This is a genomic window from Vibrio sp. HM8-C (assembly GCF_058630515.1).
The window spans coordinates 1-1,004 of the sequence record NZ_JBMMKS010000039.1 but is presented as its reverse complement, the minus strand read 5'-3'; the positions used below and the strand labels follow the sequence as shown (position 1 = coordinate 1,004).

The window sequence follows — 1,004 nt, the reverse complement described above, 5'->3', positions numbered from 1 at the left end:
ACTTCAGCCCCAGGATGTGATGAGCCGACATCGAGGTGCCAAACACCGCCGTCGATATGAACTCTTGGGCGGTATCAGCCTGTTATCCCCGGAGTACCTTTTATCCGTTGAGCGATGGCCCTTCCATTCAGAACCACCGGATCACTATGACCTGCTTTCGCACCTGCTCGAATTGTCATTCTCGCAGTCAAGCGGGCTTATGCCATTGCACTAACCACACGATGTCCAACCGTGTTTAGCCCACCTTCGTGCTCCTCCGTTACTCTTTGGGAGGAGACCGCCCCAGTCAAACTACCCACCAGGCACTGTCCTCGACCCGGATGACGGGTCTGAGTTAGAACATCAAACATACAAGGGTGGTATTTCAAGGACGGCTCCACACAAACTAGCGTCTGCGCTTCAAAGCCTCCCACCTATCCTACACATGTAGGTTCAATGTTCAGTGCCAAGCTGTAGTAAAGGTTCACGGGGTCTTTCCGTCTAGCCGCGGGTACACTGCATCTTCACAGCGATTTCAATTTCACTGAGTCTCGGGTGGAGACAGCGTGGCCATCATTACGCCATTCGTGCAGGTCGGAACTTACCCGACAAGGAATTTCGCTACCTTAGGACCGTTATAGTTACGGCCGCCGTTTACCGGGGCTTCGATCAAGAGCTTCGCGTTACCGCTAACCCCATCAATTAACCTTCCGGCACCGGGCAGGCGTCACACCGTATACGTCATCTTACGATTTTGCACAGTGCTGTGTTTTTAATAAACAGTTGCAGCCACCTGGTATCTGCGACTCTCATCAGCTCCATCCGCGAGGGACTTCACCGTCAAGAGCGTACCTTCTCCCGAAGTTACGGTACCATTTTGCCTAGTTCCTTCACCCGAGTTCTCTCAAGCGCCTTGGTATTCTCTACCCGACCACCTGTGTCGGTTTGGGGTACGATTCCTTACAATCTGAAGCTTAGAGGCTTTTCCTGGAAGCATGGCATCAATGACTTCACTACCGTAGTAG

At 52.4% G+C, this 1,004-nt stretch carries 1 rRNA gene; it reads right to left on the bottom strand.

What is annotated here, in order from left to right:
* A 23S ribosomal RNA gene (locus tag ACOSVQ_RS20620) occupies nt 1–1,004 on the bottom strand; the annotation flags it as partial.